This is a genomic window from Kitasatospora sp. NPDC085895 (assembly GCF_040702125.1).
GTDB lineage: Bacteria > Actinomycetota > Actinomycetes > Streptomycetales > Streptomycetaceae > Kitasatospora > Kitasatospora arboriphila.
In genome coordinates, this window is sequence record NZ_JBFBJY010000022.1 from 1 (window position 1) to 23,908 (window position 23,908).

Below are 23,908 nucleotides of genomic sequence, written 5' to 3' on the forward strand. Positions count from 1 at the left end.
GGTGGTATTGGGGTACCGGGGGTTGTGTTGGGCGCCCCCCACGCCGGTGTGGGGGGCCCTCCACCCCCCCTGGCCTCCCCGGGTCCCGGCGGGCGCCCCGGGGGGGGGGGCGGCCCCGCTGGTCCGCAGCGGACTGGTGGCGCGCGGCGCCTACGAGGCCGCGCGCACAGGGCCCGGCGAGTCGGTGCTGGTCACGGCGGCGGCCAGCGGGGTGGGCACGCCGGCCCTCCAGTACGCCGAGGCCGGCGGGGCGGCACGCGTGGTCGCCGCCGTCAGCAGCACCGACAAGGCCGACTTCGTCCGAGGGCTGGGCGCCGACGAGGTCGTGCTCTACGAGGACGCCGACTGGGGCGCCCCGTACGACGTGATCCTCGACGGTGTCGGCGGCGACCTTCTCGGCCCCGCCGTGCGGGCCCTCGCGACGGGCGGCCGACTGGTCGCCTTCAGCTCCGGCGGCGGCACGGTCGAGGCGTACGAACTCCTGGTCCGCGGCGCCTCGATGATCGGCTTCCAGATGCGCGCCGTCGCCGTCGGCAAGCCCGAACTCCACGACCGCTGGCTGCGCGAGCTCTGGCAGATGCGCGACGCGGGCATCCTGCGCACCGCCGTGCACGAGGAGATCCCCCTCGTCGACGCCGCCCGGGCCCACACGCTCGTCGAACAGCGCCGCAACCTCGGCAAGGTGGTCCTCGTCCCGTAGCAGCTGCCCGGGCGATCGGGCGGCGCCATCAGGCTACCCTGCCGCCGGCGACGGGCGCCGGCCCGCGATCTCGGCCGGTTCTTCGTGCACGGCCGCCGGTGGACCGCTCGGGGCGGGGAACACGACCGGCATGAGGCTGATCAGCGAACGCACCCCCGCCCGGCAGCCGGTGTCCTGGCCGAGCCGTGCCGCGGCCGCCGTCATGGTGGCGTCCGCCGCCACCGCCGCTTCCCTCGCGGGCGACGGCGACACCGCCTGGTACCGCGGCCTGGCCAAGCCCCCGTGGCAGCCGCCACCGTGGGCGTTCGCCGTCGTGTGGACCCCGCTCTACGCGTCCATCGCCCACGCCGGCGGCCGCGCCCTGGCCCGCACCCGTGGTGCCCGGCGCCGACGCCTCGCCGCGAGCCTCGGCATGAACCTCGCCGTCAACGCCTCCTGGTCCTGGCTGTTCTTCCGCCTCCGCCGGCCCCGGCTCGCAGCCGCCGCCACGGTCCTGCTCGACATCTCCAACGCCGACCTCGTCCTGTGCACCGCCCGCACGGACCGGGCCGCCGCCTGGAGCCTCGCGCCGTACACGGCTTGGTCCCTGTTCGCCACCACCCTCGCCATCGACATCGGGCGACGCAATTCCTGAACCCGCGGGGCACGGGCAGTCACTGCGGAACCGGCAGTACCGGCAGTACCGGCAGTACCGGCAGTACCGGCAGCCCGGCGACGGACTCCGGTCCCGGTGCCCCGGGTTCCCGGCGGAGCTGGAATCCGGATGTGACGGGACGTCACTGCGCCCGGCGCCCCGGGAGATTCGCGGGACCGGACGAGCCGGCACATCAAACGGCTGCCGGCGGGTAGCCGACCGCCGGCAACCGGCGCCGGCACCGGCGGCGGTCCCGGGCCGGGGCGGCCCCGTCCGCGTCCTTACGATCCAGGGAGAATCCGTGCTGTCCGAGGCCTTTTCGCAGGACCCCGCACCACCCGCGCCGCACCCGGTCGCGCCCTGCGCCGTCGGTCCGGGCCCCACCGACCGCGGTCAGGAGCTCAGGCGCCGTCTGGAAGGCCTGATCGGCATCGCCGCGACCGAGGGGAACGAACTCGTCCCGTTGCGCAACGGCGACGAAATCTTCCCCGCCATGCTCGCGGCCGTCGAAGGAGCCCGCCGCACCATCGACATGATGACGTTCGTCTACTGGCGCGGCGACGTCGCCCGACGGTTCGCGCGGGCCCTGGCCCGCAAGGCGGCCGAAGGCCTGCGGGTGCGGTTGCTGCTCGACGGTTTCGGCAGCCGCCTGATCGAGCCCGAGCTGGTCGATCTGATGGAGTCCTGCGGCGTCAGGATCGCGTGGTTCCGCCGTCCCGTACGCCTGTCGCCCCTGAAGCAGAATCACCGCTGCCACCGGAAAGTGCTGGTCGTGGACGGCCGGACGGCGTTCACGGGCGGCGTCGGCATCGCCGAGGAGTGGTGCGGTGACGCACGGAACCCCGGCGAATGGCGCGACACCCACGTCCAGGTCCGCGGGCCGGCAGTGGACGGCATCGCGGCGGCCTTCGCCCAGAACTGGGCGGAGTGCAGGCCGGACGCCCTGTACGACGAGGCGGACCGTTTCGAGGAGCACGACCAGCCGGGACGCGCGGTCGTCCAAGTGGTCCGCGGCTCCGCCAGCGTCGGCTGGCAGGACCTGCAGACCCTGATGCGGGTGGTCATCTCGTCGGCGCAGCAGCGGCTGCGCCTCGCCACGGCCTACTTCGCGCCGGACGCCTACTTCGTGGACCTGCTGTGCGCGGCCGCCCGCCGCGGTGTGGAGGTGGAGCTGCTGGTTCCCGGTCCCCACACGGACAAGCGGGTCTGCCAGCTCGCGGGTGAGCGGTACTTCGAGCAGATGACCGCGTGCGGGATCAGGGTGTGGCGGTTCGCGCCGACGATGATGCACGCCAAGGTGCTGACGGTGGACGGCATCGCCGCGGTGATCGGTTCCGCGAACTTCAACCGGCGCTCACTCGACCACGACGAGGAGGTCGTGCTCACCGCGATCGACGAGCGTTTCACCGCGCTGCTCGACCGCCACTTCGACGACGACGTGATGCGCAGCGAACCGGTCACGGCCGCGAGGTGGAGGCGCCGGGGGCTGGCCCGGCGCGCCCTGGAGACCGCAACCACGCCGATTCGGCACTTCCTCTGACGGACCCGGGGCAGGTCCGGAGGGCCGGCGGTCGGCCCGGGCCGTTCCGGATGCCGCAGCGAGGCCGGCTCCGCTCCCCGAGCGGCCCGCCCGGTGGCGACGGGCCGTCAGGACGAGGTGCGGTCACGGGTGTTCTCCGGTGTGCCGGCAGGCCGTCCGGTGAGGTGGCCGAGGGTTCCGGTGATCTCCAGCACGCGTTGCATGCCGGGGGGACGGTGGTCGAGGTGCAGCTGGGTGCCCACGGCTGCGGTGCGACGGTGGAGCATCAGCAGCGCGGACAACGCGGTGGAGTCGAAGCCGGTCACCCGGGTGCAGTCCAGGTGCAGGTGTCGCAGGCCCGGGAGGGCTTCGAGGTGACCGGCGGCGGACTTCAGGAAGTCGTCGCTGCTGTCGTAGTCCAGGTCTCCGCACAGCACGAGGGTCAGTGTGCCGGCGGCGGTCCGGGCGGCGGTGAGTACGAACGGCGGCACGGTCTGGTCGGTCATGCAGGATTCCCGGAGGCGGCGGTGAGGTCGGTCCGGGCCCGGTCGAGGGTGGCCACGGCACGGGGGAAGTCGCCGAGCTGGTCGGCGAGGAGGTCGAGCGCGGGGATCAGGGCGCCGGCCGGGACGCCCCGCACGGCGAGGACGTCGGCGGTCCAGGTCATGAAACCGGTGAACAGGTCCGGATCCGCCGTGTAGAGCGATGTCGCCAGGAACTGGACGATGTGCGCGATGTCCTCCGCGGTGCGTTCGCGCTGGTCGTCGTCGTAGGCGCGCACGGCCGGGACGCGGTCCTCCAGCCCGAGCAGGGTGGCGCGCACGAGGTCCCGGGCGGTCCGGGTGACCAGGGTGTACTCCTGGTCGGCGAGATGGGGCAGGTCGTCGATCACGTGGTGCGGACCGCGCGGGCGGCGCAGCGGGCCGGCCTCCAGCAGTTCGGCGGCGGCCCGGGCGTCCGGTGCCCAGGCGTCGGCGCCGAGCGCGGTGGCGTACCGGCCGTCCGGCCCGAAGGCGGCCCCGCCTGCCAGCACGGGGACCCCGGTGGCCTGGCAGGCGGTGATGGCCGCGTGCGCGGTCGGCAGTCGGACGGCCAGGGATGCGGAGAGCGCGAGGGCGTCGGGGCCGGTGCGGTGCAGGTGGGAGATCAGGTGCGGGGTGGGGACCGTGGCGCCCAGGTAGTCGACGTGCCAGCCGCGCAGGCGCAGCACCTCGGCGAGGAGCCTGGCGGGCAGGGCGTGCCACTCCCCCTCGGTGCAGGCCACCGTGATCCGTCCGCGTGTCGGCGGCCTGCCGTTTCCGGTTCGGGCACGGGTCGCGTTCCCCGTGTTCCCCGGCGGGGGAAGGGCGGCCCCGGGGCCGGGGAGCCGGCCGGGAGCGGCCTCGGCGGTGGCGGCCGTCCGTTCGGCGGGGTGCCGGTGCGCCATGGCGGCGATCAGGCGTTCGTTGACGGCAGTGGCGGCGTGCTCGGCCGCCACGGTCATGCGGTCGGCCGCCCATTCGGCGCCGACCCGCCGCTGGACGGTGCCGATCACGTCCAGGAGCACGGTCTCCTCGTCGAGGCCGGCGTCCAGGGCGGCGAACACCACGGCTGCACCGGTGTGCTCGTCGCCGCCCGCAACGGCCCGCCACAGCCGCTCCGCCCAGTCACCGGCACCCGGCTCGGTCTGCGGGTCCGCGGGACGGTCCTCGGCAAGGACGCCGCCGGGGCCGCGGCCCGCCTCTGCCGGCGGCGGCATGCGGCCGTCCCCGGCTGCGGGGCGGGCGTCGTGGTGCTGGGTCATCCGGTGTACCTTCCGCGTCCGTGTCCGTCCACCGCGCTGAGGTGGGTGCCGCGAGGGGCCCCGACGGCGACCACGGCCATGTCGTCGTGCCGTCCGGCCCCGACCCAGTCGGCTGTGCGCATCCGCACGTGCTCGACCACGGCTTCGACCGGCATGCCGGCGCAGGCCGTCATGGTGCGCCGCAGGCGGTGCTCACCGAACATCTCGTCCCCGAGCGGTCCGCCGCGGGCTTCCGTGATGCCGTCGGTGAACAGCAGGCAGATCTCGCCGGGCCCGAGGGTCACCTCGGTGGTGCCGAAGACGGGATCGGGCAGGACGCCGACCAGGGTGCCCCGGGTGTCGGCCGCCCGGACGGTGCCGTCCGCCCGCAGGACGAGAGGGGCGAGGTGGCCGGCGCTGGTGAGCCGTACTCTCACGTCGTGGCCGTGGCGGCGCGCCGAGGCCAGGACCAGGGTGGCGAAGCGGGTGTGGTGGGAGGTCAGGAGGGCGCTGTTGAGCAGGTGCAGTACGCGTCCGTGGTCGTCGGCGAGTGGCAGCAGGGCGTGCAGGGTGCTGCGGATCTTGCCGGTCAGAACGGCCGCCTCCAGGCCCTTTCCGCACACGTCGCCGAGGACGACCAGCGACTCCCGGGAATCGTCGGGGGCGGGGTGCAGGTCGTAGAAGTCGCCGCCGACCCGCTCGCCGGCGCCCGCCGGGGTGTAGGCGGCCGCGAGTTCCACGCCGTGGACGTGGTGCAGTGGCGGCGGGAGGAGTTCGCGCATGAGGGTTTCGGTGATGCCGCTCTGTTGCGCGTACAGGCGGGCTGCCGAGAGGGCTGCGCCGGCGCGGGCGGCGAAGAGCCGGGCGAGCACCTCTTCGCCGTCGTCGAAGGCTGATCCGCCCCGGTGGCGCAGCAGGACGAGGGCGCCGGCCGGTACGCCGTGGCCGGGCAGGGGGACGACCGCGACGGACCCGACGGGGCCGAGTTCCGCGGGGACGACCCAGTCCGGCAGTGCCTGGGGGTCGATCCAACGGGAGGGCACCGGGGGGAATCCTTGCAGCGCCTCGGCCAGGCCGGGGACGGTCGAGGGGTCCGCCCGCACCAGTGAGCGGGTCGGTGGCTCGCCGTGCCGGCAGAAGGTCAGGGGGAGCCGGCGTGCGGTCATCGGCGTGACCACCAGGGCCGCATCGGCCAGGTGCTCGGTCGCGAGCCGTGCGGTGGTCTCCGTGCAGCGGTCGGCGTTCAGCGAGGACAGCAACAGGGTGGAGGCCCGTGTCAGAAAAGCAGTACGTTCGCGTTCGCTCTCCAGCGCGGCCCTGGCCAGGCGCCGATCGGTGTCGTCCACCAGCCACCACACCACCGAGCCGTCGCTCTCGCGGACGGGATGGGCCTCGACCGTGCGGCCCTCGATGGTGCCGCACACCGGCTCGGACGGTCCGGCGGTCCTCGCGGTCATCCTGCGGTGCGCCGCGGTCAGCCAGGTGGGGGCCGTCTGCGACAGGGGCGCGCCGACCCGGGCTCGTGGCAGCAGCAGCGACGCGGGGCCGTTGACCTCCCGCACCGCAGCGGAGGAGTCCGCCACCAGGACCGGGTGCGGGACCCCGTGCCACCGGTCTGCGCGGGGCACCGGTGGCGCCGGGGTTTCCGTGGGACCTGTCACAGCTTCGGGGCGGAGCGTGCCCATCACCTCACTCGTCGTCGAACAGCGGGAGTTCCTTCCCCACCATCCATCAGATTCCGACGGAAGGGCAATCTGCCGGTCCGGTCCCTGCCCGGCCGGTTCTCGAAAACCGCGCCGCTCAGGGAGCTGACCTGCAGTTCGGCCGCCCACAAATCACATGTGAAAATTCTGCACACGTCCACGGGCGATTCGAACGGGCAATGGCGTTGCCGACGGCCGCCCGTACTGCCGTTCCCGTGACGGCTCGACGGCTGTTCGTGTTCGGTGGCGTGCACGGCCCCCCGTCGGCCGGACCGAGGAGGCGCGGACCCCGGCGTCCGCGCGCGGGTGCTCCCGCGGCGGGGTCCACCCCGTCGGTCCGGGGTCCGGGTGCTCGCCCGGCGCGCACGGGTGCATGGGCGACGACCGCTGCCCAGCAGTCGTGCGCTTCGGGCACTCAGCCCCAGAACTCGTCGCCGACCGACAGGTCGTCGACGCATTCGTCCAGGTCGGTGACCTTCTCACCGACGATCCTGAACATGATCCCGCCCATGGCGTCCAACTGCTTGCCGCCACGTTCGGCGGTGGCGCGGTGCACCGACATCACGTGGCCCCGGCCGTCGACGAACAGGTGCTGCAGCTCGACCTTGAAGGAGCCGGCGCTCTCGGTCCCGAGCCGCTGGTAGTACTCCAGGACCGCCTTCTGCCCCTTGTGGTCACCGGAAAGCATGTGGGTGCCCGGAACGTGGTGAGTCACATCCTTGGCAAGGATTTCGGACAGGGTGGTCATGTCCCCGCGGGAGAACGCTTCGTACCCCTTGCGCACCAGCGAGACGTGTGGGTGCTCAGTCATGACGGATCACCTCTTGGGCCGCAACTCCGTGTCTCCAGCCTGCCACCGACCCGGCGGCACGACGACTCGGCGGCGTGCCCGGCACAGCCACCTCCCGGGCAGGCGCCGTCCTCGCCGACGCCGGCCCGCGGCGTTGCGCAGGCAGGGCCCACGCGGGAACGGGCACGACCGCGGGGTGCCGGCCGGCCGTGGCCGCGCAGCTGCCAGTGCGAGGGGACGGGAAGGACGTCCCGGGAGCCGTCGTCGAACTGCGGGTCCTGGAAACCCTCCGGCTCGGTGCGCAGCACGCGTGAGAACCGGAACGCCCACTGGCCGTCGAGGTCGGTCCTGGGGGTGTCGGAGTCCAGGACCGCGCGCGGCGCCAGCCTGCCGCGGCCGCCGACGAAGCCCTCGAAGTAGCTTGCGGGCATGGGGATTCCTCCGTACGCGAGGGGTGATGCGCGCGACCGTGCCATCGAGGCCCGCTGCGGGAAGGACCGGCCGGCCGGTTCGACCGGCCTTGAGGGACCCCCGGCCGGCGGCGCGGCTGGGGGTTCCCTCAAGGCCGTGAGCATCGGCCAGCAGGCGGAGTTGCCCGCGCTGTGAGCCGGGCGGCCAGCCCGGCAGGGTGAGCACCGCCGGCCGGCACGGCAGTTGCACGTAGGAAGCGCGAACCCGCCGGCCTCCATGGTCGCGGCCGGGTGAGCAACCCCTGCCGGGTTCGATCAGCGATCGCCTCGCGCGCCGCCCTGGCCCGCAGCGGAACTCCCCGGTGTGCGGCGGTGGTGCCGCGCCGGGCGACGGCCAGACCGGCTCCCGACCCCCACAGCTGACCGGTCGTCGGCTGCGTTTCGCCCCGGCCACCGCCCCGCCCGACGACGTGATCGCCAGCCGGCACGCGGTGCCCGAAAAAATCTTCGCGGTCCGGGGCAACCCTTGCGGGGGCGGCGGCAACTGGGTGGCGTCCGGACAGGCGGTCTGGTCAGAGGCAACGGCTGAAAGAGAGCATCGACATGTTCCACCGCTCATCCACGTCGCCGGAGGCGTCGCCCGGCGGCCGCGCCCGCCGCAGTCGCGCGTTGTTCCGCTCGGCCGATCCGGGGCGGCGGCAGACGCATCGTCGCCGTCGTTTTCACCAGCGTCGGAGTTTGTGGGCGGCCGTCGGCCTGGCGGTCGTGGGCGGCTCCGTGGCCGTGGTCAACACGGCCTCGGCGGGAGCCGTGGACACCGGCTCCTGGTACCTGCTGGTCAACCGCAGCACCGGCCAGGTGCTGGACGACTACGGCTACGGCGCGTACGACGGCGCCGCGGTGGTGCAGTGGAGCCGCACCGGCGAGGCGAACCAGCAGTGGAAGTTCATCGACGCGGGTGACGGGAACTACCGGTTGCAGAACCGGTACTCCGGCAAGGTGCTGGACGACTACAACTGGTCGAAGACCGAAGGCTCCCAGGTGGTGCAGTGGCGCGATCTGAAGGGCGCCAACCAGCAGTTCCACCTGGAGAAGTCGTCGGACGGCTACGTGCGTCTGGTCAACACCTTCAGCGGCAAGGCCGTCGAGGTCCCGCTCGGCTCCAAGACCGACGGGGGCCGCATCGCCCAGTACCACGACTGGAACGGCCCCAACCAGCAGTGGCAGCTCGTCCCGGTCGGCGGCGTCAACGGCACCGGGAACACGGGGAGCTCAGGCAGCAGCACCACGCCCGCCACGCCGGGCGGCAGCGTTCCGGCGAGCCGGGCTCCGAGTACCCGCCCGACGTCAGCGCCGCCGGCGTCCCCGACCACCGGCGGCGGCAGCCCGGCGAAGCGGCTCATGGGCAGCAGCACGGTGCTCGTCGGTGGCTCGATGAACGACACCTCGGCGAACGCCGCGCCGTTCGACGTGCGGTACGCCTACATCCACAGCCAGCCCGCGCCCTCGTCCGACGCCTACACGGCCTCGCGCTGCAAGTCCGAGTGGTCGGGCTGGTGGGGCTGCTGGACCGGCGACACCACGGCGCCCGGCACCCAGGTGACCGTGTACAAGGACCGCGCGTCCAAGGCGACGTACCAGGGCAAGCCGCGTCCGCAGAAGTACCTCTTCACCTGGTACTCGCTGCGCGACCTCGGAGACATGGCGGGCCAGGGCGACGGTCCCGGCGAGGTCCAGGCCATCAACCGGGCCGACCTGCTCACCAAGTACCTGAACGACTACCGCTTCTTCCTCCAGAAGATCGGCAACTCCCAGGACATGATCGACCTCGAGCCGGACTTCTGGGGCTACGTCCGGTCGCTCGGCAACCCGCACCAGGTCGCCGCGCAGGTCAAGGCCGCGAACCCGACGGACTGCGGATCGCAGGAGAACAGCGCCGCCGGCCTGGCCCAGTGCATGATCTCGATGGGCCACAAGTACGCGCCGAACAGCGGCGTGGGAATGCACCTGTCCTGCTTCGACTGGCAGCAGAACACGCCGCAGTGCGCCAAGGACTACGCGGACCTCGGGGCGAAGAACGCCGACTTCCTGGTCACCGACGTGACGGACCGCGACGCGGGCTGGTACGCGCTGCCCGCCCACGGCGGCCGTGACACCTTCTGGAACGACCAGAAGGGCTTCGCCGCGCTCGGGTTCTACAAGACGATGTCCGAGTCGGTGGGCAAGCCGGTGGTCCTGTGGCAGGTCCCCCTGGGCAACATGGCGCAGAACAACACCCCCGGCCACTACAAGGACGACAAGGTCGACTGGTTCTTCTCGCACCTGGACCAGGTGGCGGACGCACACGTCGGCGGCCTCCTGTTCGGCGCCGGCTGGTCGGAGCAGACCACGCCCGAGACCGACGGCGGGAACCTGATCAACAAGACGATCGCCTACCACAACTCGGGCGGCACCCCGCTCAAGTAGCCGCACGCAGCCGGTCGGCCACCCTTCGACGGTGCCGCGTTCATCCCCCGTCGTCCCGCCGAGCACTTCTCGGCCGGTGCCGACCGGCTGCCGCCGCCCGCGGGCCCTGACCGTGACGCCGGCAATCTGCTTGACCGTCGGCACACGACCGCCACGCCGACTCAAGGGCCGTGACCTGGTCTCAGGCTCGCCAGGCTGTGGCCGGGGACGGGTGAACGACCCCTGCTCGGCCTCGACCGGGATCCCGCGCTCGACCAGCCGTTCGAGCTTCGGCCGGGCGTTGTTGATGTTGCTGGGCGTGAGCTCCACGTCCATCGCCCCGCATACCGCTCGGGCCCCATCGGGGCGCCGGCCGCGGCGAACCGCTCTGATGCGTGAGCACGGCATCGTGGACCACCACGTGCGTCAACACTGCCGAACGACGGTCCGGGACAGGAACGCGCCGCCGGTGCCGGACTTGATCGGTCGGGACTTCACGGCGGCGGAGCCCGATGCCCGACGGGCGAGGCCACCGTCGAGCGCGCCCTCCTCAAAGCCGCCGGCCTGACCACCTGCTTCGGCACCCGCTCACCAGCTGTTCCTGCCCTGTCCGATGTCTCAGTGGTCACGCGGTGCTCCTGGGAGACCGGGCACCGGCTCTCGTGGAATTCCTGGTCGGTCCCTCGGTAGCAACACCCGCAGTCCACCTGGCCGGGTCTCGCAGGTGACGGGAAGAGGCAGGGTGACGGGTTCGCCGTCCACCCCTGCATGTAGTTGCCGCCGCCCGCCGTGCAATGTGATCGTGCCCGCCGTCCAGGCGATGACTGCATCACCCGGCGCACCCGGACCGGTCTGCCGCCGCAGTAGCTGGCCGCGAAGGTGCCGCAGGAGGTCCGGCGGCATCTCGGTCGGGCGCTTGAGCACGATGCCGCCGAGCAGTCCTGAGGTGAGCGTGAAGCGGCGCCCCAGGTAGCGCGGAGTGGCGATGTGGTACGGGTTGTTGGAGACCAACACGACTTGCGGGAGCCGGACGGTTCCCTGCGGAGTGTCCACGTCGGCCTCGACGCATTGCCTCCCGCTGAGGTAATCCGGTGCGACGGAAGCGATGGCACGCGCCTTGTCCTCCCGGTAGCCGGGCTCCAGCAGGGCGTCGGCGTAGGGGCCGAATGACACGTTGTTGACGAAGGTGTGCGGGCCCACCGACCCGAGATCCACAGGGGTTGGTACACCATCGATCAGGGCGCTCAACGAGGAGACCGGGTTGCGGATGTCAAGGCCGAGATCCCGGGCGAAGTGGTTGCGCGTGCCTGCCGGCACCACCAGCAACGGCCGATCCGTGGCGGCGGCCACTGCGGCCACGGCCGATACGGTTCCGTCCCCGCCCGCGACTGCCAGTACTTCGGCCCCCTCCTGGACCGCGCGCCTGGCGAGTGACGTCGCGTCGTGCTCGGCGCTGGTCGACCAGACCCGTGCGCCCATGCCCTCGGCCCGGTTGATCAGGTCGAAGCGGGCGGTCTTGCCTCCACCCGAGTGTGGATTCGTCACGACCGTCACCTGGGTACGCGCCTCAGCCCCAGCCATCACGGCAGCCCTTCTTGCCGCCCGGATCGGTTACTGGCCGACCGATCGGACTCCATACCCATGCTGGCAGATACGGGTTTCCCCCGCTGGCCGGGGGTGACCGCCCGGTGTCTCGCGACCGCGGAGGCCGGCCGCAAGATCACCTCCCGGGTCACGCGGACCGGACAGCCGTACGCGTGGCAGAGCTGGTCGAGGCGGCGTTCCGCCATGAGCTCGGCCGGACCCGAACGACACGATGGAGGAGCTCGCGCAGGCCGCCGGTGTCGTACGGCGCACTCTCTCCGGGCGCTTTCCCGGGCGGAGGGCTTCCGTGATGCGGACTCGGCCGCCGTCACCGTGGTTCCGCGACCACGGTTGGAGGGCCCCCGGCTGCCCGGCCGCTGCTGCACAGCAGGGATGCCCAGGCCGCCGAGGTGGCCGCGAGATCGTCTCCGCACGTGGTGTCGGGGCGGCGGGGTCGGGCCGCGGTGGCGAGGACGACGCGGTCGGGGCGGAGCAGGACGGCACCCGCGGTGCCCATCCAGCGGACCAGGGCCCTCGTGCCCGGATCGGCTTCGGCGCGGTGCTCGGCACCGCGGCGCGTGCCGGACCCTTGCCGCCGGGGGTCGTGCAGGTGGATGACGCGGGCGTCCAACGTCCGCGCCAGCGCGTGCAGGGCCGGGCTGAGCGGTGTGCTGGCCAGGAGCGCGAAGCCCTCGCCGAACAGGTCGTCCAGCAGACGCGGGTCGCCGTCGGCGTCGGGGAGCAGCGGCTGGGGGCACAGTGTCCCGGGGTGCGGGTGGCCCGGACGACGGGGGCCGGCCAGGAGGCCCGGTCTCAGCGGTGGGCTGACGGCGGACAGTACGAGACCGGAGGCACCCGGCAGGCGGGAGAGGACCGGCAGCACGGCTTTGCGGGCCAGTGCGGTGCCCGTTCCGCCGCCGGTCATGACCGCGCCGACGGTCACGGCGGTGCGTATCAACTGCTGTGCGTGGCGGTGGCGTTCTGCCTGGTAGGTGTCGAGCAGTGCCTCGCTCGCGCGGCCGGTGAGGACTCGGGCGAGTTTCCAGGCGAGGTTGTGGGCGTCCCGCATCCCCGCGCCCATTCCCTGTCCGATGAAGGGCGGTGTGAGGTGGGCGGCGTCCCCGAGCAGGAAGATGCGGCCCTGGCGCCAGCCGTCGGCGACCTGGGCGCGGAAGGTGTAGGCGGCGGTGCGCAGAACGTGCAGTTCCTCCTCGGGGATGCCCGGCGTCCAGGGGGCGATCAGCGCGAGCAGGCGCCGGCGGTCGGTGAACTCCTGCGGCTGTTCGCCGGTGCGCAGGCGGAACTCCCAGCGGTAGCGGTCCTCGGCGACACGCATGTAGGTGGCCGCCCGTCGCGGGTCGCAGATCTGGTGGACGCCGTCCCAGGCGGGCAGCGGCAGGCGGCAGCGGATGTCGACGACCAGCCACTGCTGGGGGTGGGCGAGGTCCTGCATCCGGGAGCCGATGGAGGCACGGACCAGGCTGCCCGCGCCGTCGCATCCCAGGACGGCGTCGGCCCGGACCGTGTGGGAGACGCCGGTGTCCTCGTCCCGGTAGATCACCGGCACCGGAGCGCCGCCGTGCGGGGGCGGGGTCACGGCGGTGACCTCGATGCCTCCGCGCAGCGTGACCAGCGGGTGATGCCGGAGGTTGTCCCGCAGCAGTCGCTCGAGTTCGGGCTGGTCGAACATGTTGGCTTCGGGAAAGCCGTACCGGCCGCACGGGTTGTCGCGGCGGAACTCGGCCAGCACCCGGTGGGAGCCGTCCAGCAGCCGCATGCCGCGGGTGGGACGGGAGATCGCACCGAACGCGTCATGAATACCGACGGCCTGCAGGATGCGGTGCACCTCGTCGTCCAGGTGGACGGCGCGCGGCAGCGGATACGGGGCGCGGTGGCGTTCCAGGACCAGGGCGGGCACGCCGCGGCGGGCGAGGAGGGTGGCGGCGGTCAGCCCGGTGGGTCCGGCACCGATCACCACGACGGGCACATGCTCGGGGATGGTGGCGGTCACTTGCTCAGGGCTTTCAGCAGGCCCAGCAGACGGGCGCGGTCGATCTCGTTGTCCTCGCGCAGCGCGGAGATCGCCTGGAGGAACGCCCCGGGCGACGGGGTGGTGCCGAGGAAGTCCCGAGTGGCGGGTGGTCCCCACTGGGCCAGCCCGGAGGCGGACATCGCGGCCCAGCCGGGTTCGAGTGTGTTGTCGAAGACGTCGCCGTCGGCGTAGTGCTCGAACATGAAGCGGTCGGGGTCGCGCCAGTAGTCGAAGATCTGACTGCCCTGGATGTGCCGGCCGATGCCCCAGGAATGGTGGTAGCCGCGCTCGCGCAGGTACGCGCCGCCGGCGGCCAGGGCGTCGAGGTCGGCGACCTGGTAGGCGGAGTGGACGTAGCCCGTGTCGGGGCCCAGGTGCATGGCCAGGGTGTGGTGGTCGGCGGGCTCGCTGCCGCGGTCGCAGCGGATGAAGGCCATGCTGGGGCCGCGGTCGCGTTGGCCGTCCAGGTAGAGGAAGTCGCTGACGATCAGGCCGAGGTGCTGCAGGTACCAGTCCAGGGCGCGCCGGAAGACCCGGGTGGAGAGCACCACGTGGCCCAGGCGCTGTACCTGGGAGGGCTTGCGGGGCGGGCGCTGGGTGGCGTTGATGCGGGCGGCGGTGGGACCGGTGTTGAGGACCAGGGGCTGCTGCAGCTGTCGCGCGGGCTGCTCGGTGACGCCGTGCACGACGCGGACGGGGACGCCGGAGGGGTCGAGCAGGTCCACGACGCGGCCGCCGCCGTACTCGGTCAGGGTGCGGACCTCGTGGCCGGTGGCGCGGGCGAGCCGGTCGAGGTCTGCGGCGTCGGCGGCGCGGAAGGCGGGGCCGACGAACCGGGAGGCGGGGCCGCGTCGGATCACCAGGCAGTGGGGGCCGGCCAGGGCGCCGCGCAGATGGAGGACGTCATCGGTACGGGCGGCGGCGGTGAACCCGAAGTCGTGGGCGAAGGCTTCCGCGCGGTCCAGGTCGGGCTTGGTGAACTCCAGCCAGGCCAGGTCGACCACCTTGATGACGGGCTGGGCCGCACGACCGGGGTGCTCACCGCGCAGGGCGCCCTGTCCGCTGTGCAGACCCTGATGGGCGTCGGCGGTGGGGCCTGGGGTGGATGTCGGGTCGTTCACGGGGGATTCCTTCCTGCGGCCCGCACGACGGTGGTGCGGGTGCCCGGGGGGCGGGGTGGGGGTGAGGGGCGGGCCCGGCCTGCCGACTGCAGTGGCGGTCGGCAGACCGGGTGGCTCGGCGGTGAGCGGTTCCTGCCGGGCGAGGAGGGAGTCCGGCACGGCGGTGAGTTCGGCGACCGGGTCGGTGCCCGCGCCGTGGGCGCGCCGGCCGATGAAGCGGTCCGGGCGCACGAGGACGGCGCCTTGCGGTGCGTGACCTCGGGCGGCGGTCCAGGTGGAACGCAGGTCGCGGTAGTCGCCCTCGACACGGCCGACCCGGATCGCGTCCAGCGGTAGGCCGCTTGCGGCTGCGATCTTCTCGGCGGCCTCGCACGGGCCTGACCGTCCTCTCCGGCGGTCAGCAGCAGGCGGCCGGGGCCGCACCATGCGGGCCAGGGCCGTGCGACGGCCGTCGGCGTCCTCCAGCCGGGCGTGGGGCAGCGGGTGTCCTGGGCGGGCGGCTAGCCGCCGGCCAGCAGTACGAGATGGGCTGCCGCCAGGGCACCCACGACGGCGGCCGGCAGGCAGCGGGCGGCCGGGTCGCCACTGCGCAGGTGGACGACGACGGCTCCGGCCATGAGCAGGATCAGACCGACCGATGCGGCGGCGCCGAGCGCGGTGATCCGCAGGCCGAGCAGCAGACCGGCCGCTGCCGCCACCTCCAGAGCACCCAGCAGGCGGTAGTGGATCGTGGTCATGCCGACGTGGGCCGCGGCCCGGCGCATCGCGGGGACCGCCGCAAGCTTGGCCGACCCGAACAGGAGGAACGTCCCGGCCAGGAGGACGGCGAGGACGATGGCGGTGGTGCTCATGGGGCTTCCCTCTCAGGTGGCTTGTTCGGGGGCGTACTGCCAGTGCAGGACGTACCGGTCCAGGGCTGCGGTGACCCTGCGTCGTACCGCCTCGTCGGCAGGGGCGGGCAGCGTGACACGGGCACCACCGTCGTGCGGCCGGCACAGGATCAACTCCGGGTCGCAGTCCGCGCCCTGGGCGGCCAGTTCGGCGTGGACCGCGCGGCGGGTGGCGTCCAGGCGCAGGCCGAGCTTGTAGGGCTTGCCGACGGCGGTGAGCGGGATGGCGTCGATCAGGAGCACCTCGCGCGGGGCGGCTGCGCGTTCGGGGACTCGTTCGGCGGCCCAGGCGAGCAGCTCGGCGGGGTTGCTCCGGGCGCAGGGGGCGAGGGTGACGTAGGCGACGGGCACTTCGCCCGCGTGGGGGTCGGGGCGGCCGACCACCGCGGCGGCGGTGACCTCGGGATGGGCGAGGAGGGTGTCCTCGATCGCGGCGGGGTCGATGTTGTGGCCCCCACGGATGATCAGGTCCTTGGCGCGGCCGACGAGACGGATGAAGCCGTCGGTGTCGATGCGGGCCAGGTCGCCCGTGTCCAGCCAGCCGTCGCGGATCTTCCCCGCGGTCTCCAGGCGAGGCCCCCGGGGGGTGTGCTCGGCGACGTACCCGGCGAAGACGACCGGACCGCTGACGGCGAGCACCCCGGTGGCGCCGGGCGGCAGGTCGTGCCTCTCGCCGGTGTTCGGGTCGATCCGCACGGTCTTGACCTGCTGGTAGGGCAGGCGCCGGCCGACGCTGCCGGCGCGGGTGTGACCGGGCAGGCCGAGGGCTGAGGCGCAGGTCGCCTCGGTCAGCCCGTAGCCCTCGCACAGCGGGATGCCGGTGTGCTCCTCGAAGGACTCCCGTACGGCGGGAGGGAGGGGCGAGGCGCCGACGGCGGCGAACCGCATGCTGGAGATGTCCGCGTCGACGGGGACACGGGCGAGGACGGAGTACACGGTGGGCACGCCGGACATGGCGGCGATGCGATGGTGCTCCACCAGCTTCCAGAAGACCGGGTACAGCTCGGGATCGCGGTAGCCCAGCGGCCCGGCCCACACCACTCCCCGGCCGCGCAGCAGCGGGCCGAGCAGGGTGACGATCAGGGCGTTGACGTGGAACAGCGGCAGCGCCGCGAACATCGCCGAGTCCTCGTCGAGGGGGATGCTCGCGGCCACCATCCAGGCGTCGACGACCTCGTTGGCGTGCGTGTGCGCGGCGAGCTTGGGAGTGCCGGTGGTGCCGCCGGTGTGGAAGTAGGCGGCCAGGTCGTCGGCGGCCGGGGGCTCGATGTCCACCAGCCGGTCTGCGGGATGGGAGGCGGCCAGCTCCGTGAGGTAGCCGACGCGTACGCCTTCGACGGGGTCCAGAGCGGGGGTCGGGCCCTCCGGGAGGGTCGGGGCCAGCACCAACAGTGCGTCCAGGCGCAAGGCCGCGGCGACCTGCCGGGCCGTGGCCCACACCTGTGCATCCAGCTGTGGGCCGGCGGCGATGAGTATCCGCGCGCCGGCGCGCCGCAGCAGCTGCTCGACCTGCTCGGACGCCAGGCCCGGATTGACCGGGGCGGCGATGCCCGCGGCCTGCGCGGCCAGCAGGGCGGCAGGCAGCTCCGCGGTGTTCGGCGCGAGCAGGCCCACCCCGGCGCGGCGGGTGACGCCGAGCGCACGCAGCAGGTTGGCGGTGCGGTGCACCTGGTCGCCCAGCTCCGCGAAGGTCACGGTGGTGGGGCGCAGGAAGCGCACGGCGTCGGGCAGCACCGTCAGGGCCGGGCGGTCGGGCCACAGGCGGGCGGCGCGCACCACGGTGTCGTACGTGGTGGCGGGCAGGCCGCGCTCGTGGAGCGGAACGGCTTCGATCGCAGAGAGGTCCGCGAAGTCCTCGGGGGCGGGCCACAGCAGGTCGGTGGGTGTGAGTGTCACCGGTGCGCCTTTGTAGGGTGAGGGAGAGGGGGGTCAGGTGGCCGGCCTCCGTCCAGGGATGCCGGGCCGGGCGGGTCCCGGGAGTCGTCAGCGGGCGCGCACCACCGTGCGCTGCTCGCCGAGATCGATGACGCCGTCATCGGTGGCGATACGGGCCGTGACGGCATCGCCGTCCTTGAGGTAGTCGGGGTTCGCCAGTTGGCGGGCGAAGAACTTCTGCCAGCGCTTGTGCGGGGGCAGCAGGGCGGCAAGCGTGGTCAGGAGCCTGCCCGGAGACTTGAGGGCGGTGCCGCCGGGGGTTCCGGTGAGCAGGACGTCACCGGGCTGCAGGTTCTGGAAGCGGGCCAGAAGGCTGAGGGCACGCGCGGGTCTGACGATCATGTCCGTGGTGGTGCGGTCCTGCCTCGCGGCCCCGTTGACCTTCAGCGTGAGCCGCAGGTCCGGCAGGCGGGCCAGATCGTCGGCATCGACCAGGAGCAGCCGGGGCCCGAGCGGAGTGAAGGTCGGGTACGACTTGGACTCGTAGAACTGCGTCTTGGGCAACTGCAGGTCACGCGCGCTGACGTCGTCGGCGACCACCAACGCGGCGACGTACTCCGCCAGGGTGGCGTCGGTGACCTCGGTGCCGACCGGCAGGTTCGCGCCCATCACCAGCCCGAGCTCCACCTCGTAGTCGAGGAACCGCACGTGCGGCGGCCGGACGATGTCCTGGTAGGGGCCGCTGACGGACCCGGAGGCCTTGCGGAAGAACGCGGGCTGGACGGTGTCCGGGTCGAACCCGGAATCCACCGCATGGGAACGGTAGTTGACCATTTGCGCCACCACCCGGCAGGGGGTGGTGACGGGCGACAGCAACTCCGCCTCCTGAGCGGAGGGCCCGGCACCGGGGGCAGCCGCGGCACGGGCAGCCGCCTGCTGCACGGCGGAACGGTCGGCGAGCAGGCCGGCGGTGGTGTTCGCGTCGGTGTCGACGTGGTGCAGCCGTCCTGTGCCGCTCTCCACCCACCAGCCGTCTGCGGTGCGGACGACCTGGATACTCATCGGCTCTCCTGAGTCCTGGACGGGCGCCGACCGGACTACTCGAGCAGCTCCAGTCAGCAGTGATGAAAGAATCAGTCCAGATGGAAGAATCGTCAACAGTCATCAGTGTTGATGAAAAAATCAGGACTGATTCACAGGATAGGATGGAGGGATGAGTACCGACCGACAGAGCAAGGCCGACAGCCGGACTCCCAGCCGCGCACCCAACCGCCTGGACCGGCGCAAGGCGCTCACCCGGGCCGCGCTGATCGCCGCCGCGCAGGGGTTCCTCGCCGAGCAAGGGAGGACCGACGTGAGCATCCAGGAGATCACCGAGGCGGCGGACGTCGGCTTCGGCTCCTTCTACAACCACTTCACCAGCAAGGACGAGCTGTTCGACGCCGCCGTCGCCCTGACCCTTGAGCAACACGGCGAACTCCTGGAGTCCGTGGCGGGAGACCTCGAGGACCCCGCGGAGATCTTCGCCGCCAGCGTCCGCCTGACCGGTCGGCTGCAGCGCACCCACCCGCAGATCGCCAGGATTCTCGTCCGCACAGGCATGCCCTATCTCACCTCGGACGAAGGCTTGGCACCTCGGGCGATGCGGGATCTACGGGCCGCCGCCGACAGCGGACGGCTGGACATCGACGACCCGCGCACTTCCGTGGCCATGGTCGGCGGCGCCCTGCTCGGAGTGCTCCACCTGCTGGAGACCCGACCGGACCTCGATGCCGAGCATGTTTCCGACCAACTGGCCTTCCGCCTGCTGCACATGTTCGGCATGACGCGCGCCGAAGCACGGGCCGTCGCCACCCGGCCCCTGCCACCGCCGCCCCGGACCTGACACGGCGGGAGGCGAAGGCGCGCCGGTAGGCGGGCTTCTCGTGGACGGTCTCGACCCGGGCGTTGATCATGCGGGCGCCGACCGAGGGGTCCTTCGCCCAGGCTCGCTTTCCCCTGTCGCTTCGCTGCTGGCCATGACAGGCACGGGGCGCGCGGCCGGCCGACCGGTGGTGTGTCGTTCCCCGTCCGTCCTGCGTGATCAGCCCGGTTCCGGGTCGGCGGGCCCCGAAGGCTCAGCACCTCGATCTTGCGCCGGGGTCGGCGCGCTGACCGTGACCTGGGCCGGGCGCAGGAGTCGCTGTCCGAGCCGGTAGCCGGGGCGCACGATCTGCGAGCAGGTGGGCCGGTCGACGTCCGGGGACTCCTGGTGGGCGACCGCTTCGTGGCGGGTGGGGTCGAAGAGTTCTCCCGGTGTGCCGAAGGATTCGATGCCGAGGCCGGTGAGATGGGAGGTCAGGGTGTTGGCGATGGCCCGGAGTGGGCCGGTGAGCTCGCCGTGTTCCCGTGCCCGGTCGAGATCGTCGAGGACGGGTACCAGTCCTGTGAGGACTTCCGCGACGGTGGCCTCGCGGAGCTGCGATCGTTCGCGCTGGGTGCGTTTGCGGTAGTTGTCGTACTCGGCCTTGAGACGTTGCAGGTCCGCTGTGCGCTCGGCGATTTGCTTCTCCAGCGTCCCCGCCGTATCCGGTTGCTCCAGGACGGTGCCGCGTCCTGGGTGTTCCTCGGTGTCGGGGTCGGGGTGTCTGGGTTGGAGGGTGACCGGGTCGATGCGCCGCCGGTCGTGGATGACGATCGGCGGCTTGTCGCTCTGCCCGCCTCCGGTGCACGGGCTCATCCGGTGCCTCCCTTGCGTTCCTCGTCGTCGACGATCTCCGCGTCGACGACCTCCTCCTCTCCACCTTGCGTCGGGCCGGTGCCGGCTGCCGCCTGCGGGCCGCCGGCCTGGGAGTACAGGGCGGTGCCGATCTTCTGCGCGGCGGTGGCCGTCCGCTCGATGGCGGTGCGAATCGCGGCGGTGGCGTCGCCCTTGAGTTCCTCCTTCAACTCCGCCAAAGCCGTCTCGACCTCGGACCTCACATCGGCGGGGATCTTGTCGGCGTTGTCGGTGATCAGCTTCTCGGTCGAGTGGACGAGCTGCTCGCCCTGGTTGCGGGTCTCGGCGGCCTCCTTGCGTCGCCGGTCCTCCTGGGCGTGCTGTTCGGCGTCGCGGATCATGCGGTCGATGTCGTCCTTCGGCAGCGAGGAGCCGCCGGTGACGGTCATCTTCTGTTCCTTGCCGGTGCCGAGGTCCTTCGCGGCCACGTGCATGATGCCGTTGGCGTCGATGTCGAAGGTGACCTCGATCTGCGGCAGGCCCCTCGGGGCCGGTGCGATGCCGCTCAGCTCGAACATGCCGAGCTTCTTGTTGTAGGCGGCGATCTCGCGCTCGCCCTGGTAGACCTGCACGGTGACCGAGGGCTGGTTGTCCTCGGCCGTGGTGAACACCTCGGACCGCCTGGTCGGGATCGTGGTGTTGCGCTCGATCAGCTTGGTCATGATGCCGCCCTTGGTCTCGATGCCCAGGGACAGCGGGGTGACGTCGAGCAGCAGGACGTCCTTGACCTCGCCCTTCAGCACACCGGCCTGGAGCGCGGCGCCGACGGCGACGACCTCGTCCGGGTTGACGCCCTTGTGCGGGTCCTTGCCGGTCAGCTCCTTCACCATGTCGGTCACGGCCGGCATCCTGGTCGAGCCGCCGACCAGAATGACGTGGTCGATGTCCGAGACCTTGATCTTCGCGTCCTTGACCGCGCTGTGGAACGGGCCCTTGCACCGCTCCAGCAGGTCGGCCGTCAGCCGCTGGAACTGGGCCCGGGTGAGCTTCTCGTCCAGGTGCAGCGCACCCTCGGCAGAGGCGGTGATGTACGGGAGGTTGATCGTCGTCTCGGTCGCCGCGGACAGCTCGATCTTGGCCTTCTCGGCGGCCTCGCGCAGCCGCTGCGCGGCCATCCTGTCCTTGGCCAGGTCGATGCCGTAGCCGTTCTTGAACTGCTTGACCAGGTGGTCGACGATCCGTTGGTCCCAGTCGTCGCCGCCCAGGTGGGTGTCACCGGAGGTGGACTTCACCTCCACCACGCCCTCGCCGATCTCCAGCAGCGACACGTCGAACGTGCCACCGCCGAGGTCGAAGACCAGCACCGTCTGGTCGCTCTCCTTGTCCAGCCCGTACGCCAGGGCAGCCGCGGTGGGCTCGTTGATGATCCGCGCCACCCTCAGCCCGGCGATCTCGCCCGCCTCCTTGGTCGCGGTGCGCTGGGCGTCGTTGAAGTACGCCGGGACGGTGATCACTGCGTCCGTGACGTCCTCGCCCAGGTACGCCTCGGCGTCCCGCTTGAGCTTCTGCAGCACCCGCGCGGAGATCTCCTGCGCGGTGTACCGCTTGCCGTCCACACTCTCGTGCTCGGGGAAGCGCCAGTCGCTCTCACCCATGTACCGCTTGACCGAGCGAGCAGTGCGGTCCACGTTGGTCACCGCCTGGCGCTTGGCGACCTCGCCGACCAGCACCTCCCCGCCCTTGCCGAACGCCACCACGGACGGGGTCGTGCGCGCGCCCTCGGCGTTGGTGATGACGGACGGTTCACCGCCCTCCAGGACGCACACCACCGAGTTCGTCGTTCCCAGGTCAATACCGACCGCGCGTGACATCTCCGACCTCCTTTCCAAGTCCCTTCATCTCAGAGATTGCTCTATGAAGAGGCATAAAACTTGAGTTGACTTATGTCAAGTATGTGCTGCCCGTCGTTCCGTTCCGGGTGTCGCGATCGGCTTGCGGGTCCGGTGCGCGCCGGCTGGGCGCCATGAGCGACACCCGGCACCTTGACAGGTGTCCGTCTTGGTTCTAGGCAGGTGACATAGAGGATTCGGTTCTCCGGAGATCGCGCCCGTGGGTTGGTGCGTCGGTGCCGAGGAGGTGAGCGTCCCGTGGCAGCGCAAGGAGCCCGGCCTGATCATTACGCCGTGCTCGGGGTGGATCCCTCGGCGTCCGCGCGCCAGATCACCGCGGCCTACCGTGCGCTGGTGCGCGTGCTGCACCCTGACGGCCGTCCCGCGCAACCGCCGTCGGCGGAACGGCTCGGCGAGGTGTTCGCGGCCTACGAGGTGCTCCGGGATCCCGATCGGCGGGCCGCCTACGACGCCCGGCTCCATCGCCGCCCGACGGCGGAGCCGTCCGTCACGCCTCCAGCCGGCCCGGATCGCCCGTCGTCCCGGAGCGTGCCGGTGCGGGTCCACCACACCGAGCCCCGGTTCATCGCTGCCGAGCACCCCGGTCCCGAGGACTTCGGCCGGATCGGGCCGTGGCCGCCCGGCCCCGACCTACGGGTCGGCCCGGTCCGGGTGGTGGTTCCCGAGGCCGCCGCCCAGCCCGTCGATCTCGCCCGGCGGATGCTGTGGCACCTGGGGGACATCGACCCGTGGCCCTGACACAGGACAGCCTCCACCCGGCCCGAACCTGGCCCCGACTGATCGCCTGATCCCGGCGCCTCACACGGGCTGGAGCCGGCCGCGCGGCGGTACACGCACTGGCCGGCCGGGTTTACCGCGCCCGGTCCCGTCGGTCTGTGCCTGGGCGTCGGCCTGTGCCTGGGCGCCGGCCGCGGCCGCCCGGCTCTCCGCGGTCCGAAGGGCGGCCACCGTCTGCTGCGGGTAGGCCGTTGTGGCGATGATGCGGGCGAACGGTGCAGGGTCGCGCAGCTCGACACACACCGCCGCGTCCTGGCGCAAGCGCACCGAGACGAAGTCCCGCCCGCCGGGATGGCGCCACACACCCGCACACAGCAGGCCGGGCACCAGCAGGCCGCGTTCACGAACGCCCCGCACGGCCCGCAACGGTTCCGGACGGATACGGATCCTGGACACGGCCTCCAGCGGCACCCGCACCTGTCGGCGCCGCACGACCGCCCGCTCCCACCACCCGAGGTGGACCACCAGCGCGTCGCCGTCGACGATCAGCTCCGCCATCGCTCCCTCTCCTTTCGTTCCGTGGGACCCACGGGCCCCGTCACCGCTGTTGCAGGTTGGGCCGAGCTGTCCGGGGGCGAGCGCGGGGCCGTGAGCACGGCGGCGTGCAACCGTGTCGCCTCGGCTCCGCGGTCCCCGCGGGAACCCCGCGGGTCAGGTCCGCTGCGGGAAGCCGAACAGGATGCCGTGGTCGGCGGGCAGCCGGAGCATCAGACGTCGGGTCAGCTCCTCGCTGCCGTGCTCGGCGGCGCCACCGAGCACGGTGCTGACACCGCGCAACGCGCCGTCGTCCGTGGCGTCGGTCCATGCGGCGACGGCGGTGGCGAACCGGTCGCCGGCCAGCGGCCGGTCCGCCGCCGACGCGTCGCGCACGATGGCGGCGTACTCCTCGGGTAGGCATCCCGCCAGGTCGAGCCGATCGGCGCCGACCAGGTGCTCCCCGAGGAGCCCGAGGACAACCCGGACCAGATGTTCCCTGCGCCGCTCCTCCAGGATGCCGCTGCGTTCGGCAACCCGGTCCAGGACGTCGTCGCGGGGGACGCCCATGGCCAAGACCCTCC

The 23,908-nt window shown here is 72.4% G+C and carries 19 protein-coding genes and 4 pseudogenes; 8 read left to right on the plus strand and 15 right to left on the minus strand.

The genetic code is table 11. The annotated features are described in order from the left end of the window. Window positions 1-118 precede the first annotated feature (118 nt). From AB0442_RS16360 to AB0442_RS16370, 3 genes and pseudogenes are all read left to right on the plus strand, one after another. Window positions 119-700: pseudogene (locus AB0442_RS16360) on the plus strand (zinc-binding dehydrogenase); the annotation flags it as partial. Between the two features lie 130 nt (window positions 701-830). Continuing rightward, window positions 831-1,334: a TspO/MBR family protein gene (locus AB0442_RS16365; protein ID WP_366163396.1), complete on the plus strand. Its 504-nt coding sequence runs from the start codon at window positions 831-833 to the stop codon at window positions 1,332-1,334. Between the two features lie 412 nt (window positions 1,335-1,746). Beyond that, window positions 1,747-2,874 carry a phospholipase D-like domain-containing protein gene (locus tag AB0442_RS16370; protein WP_366163570.1) on the plus strand — a complete coding sequence of 376 codons (1,128 nt, stop codon included), beginning with the start codon at window positions 1,747-1,749 and terminating at the stop codon, window positions 2,872-2,874. A 107-nt stretch (window positions 2,875-2,981) separates the two neighbouring features. Here AB0442_RS16370 and AB0442_RS16375 read toward each other — a convergent pair whose 3' ends face one another. From AB0442_RS16375 to AB0442_RS16390, 4 genes are all read right to left on the minus strand, one after another. Then, window positions 2,982-3,359 carry an STAS domain-containing protein gene (locus tag AB0442_RS16375; RefSeq protein ID WP_366163397.1) on the minus strand — a complete coding sequence of 126 codons (378 nt, stop codon included), beginning with the start codon at window positions 3,357-3,359 and terminating at the stop codon, window positions 2,982-2,984. After that, window positions 3,356-4,636, minus strand: coding sequence for a cobalamin B12-binding domain-containing protein (locus AB0442_RS16380; protein ID WP_366163399.1), 1,281 nt, complete (start codon window positions 4,634-4,636; stop codon window positions 3,356-3,358). Before AB0442_RS16380 ends, AB0442_RS16375 begins: the two co-directional genes overlap by 4 nt. Further along, a complete protein-coding gene (locus AB0442_RS16385) occupies window positions 4,633-6,198 on the minus strand; it encodes a PP2C family protein-serine/threonine phosphatase (protein WP_366163400.1) in 1,566 nt (521 codons plus the stop codon). Before AB0442_RS16385 ends, AB0442_RS16380 begins: the two co-directional genes overlap by 4 nt. A 535-nt stretch (window positions 6,199-6,733) precedes the next feature. Then, the gene (locus tag AB0442_RS16390; protein WP_366163402.1) at window positions 6,734-7,129 is read right to left on the minus strand and encodes a nuclear transport factor 2 family protein; all 396 of its coding nucleotides are present in this window, start codon (window positions 7,127-7,129) and stop codon (window positions 6,734-6,736) included. A 1,154-nt stretch (window positions 7,130-8,283) separates the two neighbouring features. Between AB0442_RS16390 and AB0442_RS16395 the strand changes: the two genes are divergently transcribed. Next, window positions 8,284-9,984 carry an RICIN domain-containing protein gene (locus tag AB0442_RS16395; RefSeq protein WP_366163404.1) on the plus strand — a complete coding sequence of 567 codons (1,701 nt, stop codon included), beginning with the start codon at window positions 8,284-8,286 and terminating at the stop codon, window positions 9,982-9,984. A 367-nt stretch (window positions 9,985-10,351) separates the two neighbouring features. Further along, window positions 10,352-10,483: pseudogene (locus tag AB0442_RS16400) on the plus strand (IS3 family transposase); the annotation flags it as partial. 98 nt (window positions 10,484-10,581) lie between these two features. Here AB0442_RS16400 and AB0442_RS16405 read toward each other — a convergent pair. Next, window positions 10,582-11,508 (minus strand): diacylglycerol kinase family protein, encoded by a 927-nt coding sequence (locus AB0442_RS16405; RefSeq protein ID WP_366163406.1) that lies wholly within the window; start codon window positions 11,506-11,508, stop codon window positions 10,582-10,584. Window positions 11,509-11,767: 259 nt separating this feature from the next. Between AB0442_RS16405 and AB0442_RS16410 the strand changes: the two are divergent. After that, window positions 11,768-11,851: pseudogene (locus tag AB0442_RS16410) on the plus strand (TetR/AcrR family transcriptional regulator); the annotation flags it as partial. 24 nt (window positions 11,852-11,875) lie between these two features. On the opposite strand, the gene AB0442_RS16415 reads toward AB0442_RS16410, so the two are convergent. From AB0442_RS16415 to AB0442_RS16435, 5 genes are all read right to left on the minus strand, one after another. Next, window positions 11,876-13,558: a bifunctional 3-(3-hydroxy-phenyl)propionate/3-hydroxycinnamic acid hydroxylase gene (locus tag AB0442_RS16415; protein WP_366163408.1), complete on the minus strand. Its 1,683-nt coding sequence runs from the start codon at window positions 13,556-13,558 to the stop codon at window positions 11,876-11,878. Further along, window positions 13,555-14,700: a VOC family protein gene (locus AB0442_RS16420; protein WP_366163410.1), complete on the minus strand. Its 1,146-nt coding sequence runs from the start codon at window positions 14,698-14,700 to the stop codon at window positions 13,555-13,557. The genes AB0442_RS16415 and AB0442_RS16420 overlap by 4 nt, the downstream gene beginning before the upstream one ends. Window positions 14,701-15,200: 500 nt before the next feature. Continuing rightward, window positions 15,201-15,551, minus strand: coding sequence for a DoxX family protein (locus AB0442_RS16425; protein ID WP_366163412.1), 351 nt, complete (start codon window positions 15,549-15,551; stop codon window positions 15,201-15,203). A 12-nt stretch (window positions 15,552-15,563) separates the two neighbouring features. After that, complete coding sequence (locus AB0442_RS16430; RefSeq protein WP_366163413.1) at window positions 15,564-17,486, minus strand: acyl-CoA synthetase; 1,923 nt, start codon at window positions 17,484-17,486, stop codon at window positions 15,564-15,566. Window positions 17,487-17,573: 87 nt separating this feature from the next. Further along, entirely contained in the window at window positions 17,574-18,527 is a 954-nt protein-coding gene (locus AB0442_RS16435; protein ID WP_366163415.1) for a fumarylacetoacetate hydrolase family protein, read from the minus strand. A gap of 151 nt (window positions 18,528-18,678) precedes the next feature. Here AB0442_RS16435 and AB0442_RS16440 point away from each other — a divergent pair, with 151 nt between their 5' ends. Further along, a complete protein-coding gene (locus AB0442_RS16440; protein ID WP_366163416.1) occupies window positions 18,679-19,350 on the plus strand; it encodes a TetR/AcrR family transcriptional regulator in 672 nt (223 codons plus the stop codon). A gap of 1 nt (window position 19,351) precedes the next feature. Here AB0442_RS16440 and AB0442_RS16445 read toward each other — a convergent pair. The 3 genes and pseudogenes from AB0442_RS16445 to dnaK form a co-directional block, all read right to left on the minus strand. Continuing rightward, a pseudogene (locus tag AB0442_RS16445) lies at window positions 19,352-19,450 on the minus strand (SOS response-associated peptidase family protein); the annotation flags it as partial. A 98-nt stretch (window positions 19,451-19,548) separates the two neighbouring features. Beyond that, window positions 19,549-20,184 (minus strand): nucleotide exchange factor GrpE, encoded by a 636-nt coding sequence (gene grpE / locus AB0442_RS16450; RefSeq protein ID WP_366163418.1) that lies wholly within the window; start codon window positions 20,182-20,184, stop codon window positions 19,549-19,551. Then, window positions 20,181-22,034 carry a molecular chaperone DnaK gene (gene dnaK, locus AB0442_RS16455; RefSeq protein WP_366163420.1) on the minus strand — a complete coding sequence of 618 codons (1,854 nt, stop codon included), beginning with the start codon at window positions 22,032-22,034 and terminating at the stop codon, window positions 20,181-20,183. Before dnaK ends, grpE begins: the two co-directional genes overlap by 4 nt. A gap of 276 nt (window positions 22,035-22,310) precedes the next feature. Between dnaK and AB0442_RS16460 the strand changes: the two genes are divergently transcribed. After that, a complete protein-coding gene (locus AB0442_RS16460) occupies window positions 22,311-22,811 on the plus strand; it encodes a J domain-containing protein (RefSeq protein WP_366163422.1) in 501 nt (166 codons plus the stop codon). 60 nt (window positions 22,812-22,871) lie between these two features. On the opposite strand, the gene AB0442_RS16465 is transcribed toward AB0442_RS16460, so the two are convergent. Continuing rightward, window positions 22,872-23,348, minus strand: coding sequence for a hypothetical protein (locus AB0442_RS16465; RefSeq protein WP_366163424.1), 477 nt, complete (start codon window positions 23,346-23,348; stop codon window positions 22,872-22,874). A 153-nt stretch (window positions 23,349-23,501) separates the two neighbouring features. Then, complete coding sequence (locus tag AB0442_RS16470; RefSeq protein ID WP_366163426.1) at window positions 23,502-23,894, minus strand: DUF2267 domain-containing protein; 393 nt, start codon at window positions 23,892-23,894, stop codon at window positions 23,502-23,504. Window positions 23,895-23,908 lie beyond the last annotated feature (14 nt).

Excerpts from the sequence above, each read along its gene's own strand:
- AB0442_RS16365 (WP_366163396.1), top strand. The coding sequence starts at position 831 with ATGAGGCTGATCAGCGAACGCACCCCCGCCCGGCAGCCGGTGTCCTGG.
- AB0442_RS16375 (WP_366163397.1), bottom strand. The coding sequence starts at position 3,359 with ATGACCGACCAGACCGTGCCGCCGTTCGTACTCACCGCCGCCCGGACC.
- AB0442_RS16380 (WP_366163399.1), bottom strand. The coding sequence starts at position 4,636 with ATGACCCAGCACCACGACGCCCGCCCCGCAGCCGGGGACGGCCGCATG.
- AB0442_RS16390 (WP_366163402.1), bottom strand. The coding sequence starts at position 7,129 with ATGACTGAGCACCCACACGTCTCGCTGGTGCGCAAGGGGTACGAAGCG.
- AB0442_RS16425 (WP_366163412.1), bottom strand. The coding sequence starts at position 15,551 with ATGAGCACCACCGCCATCGTCCTCGCCGTCCTCCTGGCCGGGACGTTC.
- AB0442_RS16435 (WP_366163415.1), bottom strand. The coding sequence starts at position 18,527 with ATGAGTATCCAGGTCGTCCGCACCGCAGACGGCTGGTGGGTGGAGAGC.
- AB0442_RS16440 (WP_366163416.1), top strand. The coding sequence starts at position 18,679 with ATGAGTACCGACCGACAGAGCAAGGCCGACAGCCGGACTCCCAGCCGC.
- grpE (WP_366163418.1), bottom strand. The coding sequence starts at position 20,184 with ATGAGCCCGTGCACCGGAGGCGGGCAGAGCGACAAGCCGCCGATCGTC.
- dnaK (WP_366163420.1), bottom strand. The coding sequence starts at position 22,034 with ATGTCACGCGCGGTCGGTATTGACCTGGGAACGACGAACTCGGTGGTG.
- AB0442_RS16465 (WP_366163424.1), bottom strand. The coding sequence starts at position 23,348 with ATGGCGGAGCTGATCGTCGACGGCGACGCGCTGGTGGTCCACCTCGGG.
- AB0442_RS16470 (WP_366163426.1), bottom strand. The coding sequence starts at position 23,894 with ATGGGCGTCCCCCGCGACGACGTCCTGGACCGGGTTGCCGAACGCAGC.